This is a genomic window from Prauserella rugosa (assembly GCF_000719975.1).
Taxonomy (GTDB): domain Bacteria; phylum Actinomycetota; class Actinomycetes; order Mycobacteriales; family Pseudonocardiaceae; genus Prauserella; species Prauserella rugosa.
Map to the genome: position 1 here is coordinate 1 of NZ_JOIJ01000083.1, position 245 is coordinate 245.

The window sequence follows — 245 nt, forward strand, 5'->3', positions numbered from 1 at the left end:
CTCTCCGACGCCACTGGATTACCAATGGCCACCGGGATCTCGGCAGGCAACACGGCTGATGGCGACGCGATGATCCCGCTGGTCAACGCGATCCCGCCGGTCCGTTCCCGACGTGGGCCGCGGCGCCGCAAGCCGGCGAAGCTGCATGGCGACAAGGCTTACAACAGCCGCGAACGTCGCCGATGGTTACGAGACAGGGGAATCCGGCCTCGGCTGGCACGCAAGGATATCGAGTCCAAGGAGCG

At 66.1% G+C, this 245-nt stretch carries 1 protein-coding gene; it reads left to right on the forward strand.

Annotated elements, in window-relative coordinates:
* The coding region (locus IF64_RS26910; protein ID WP_157575552.1) for a transposase at positions 1 to 245 on the forward strand (245 nt) is incomplete at both ends.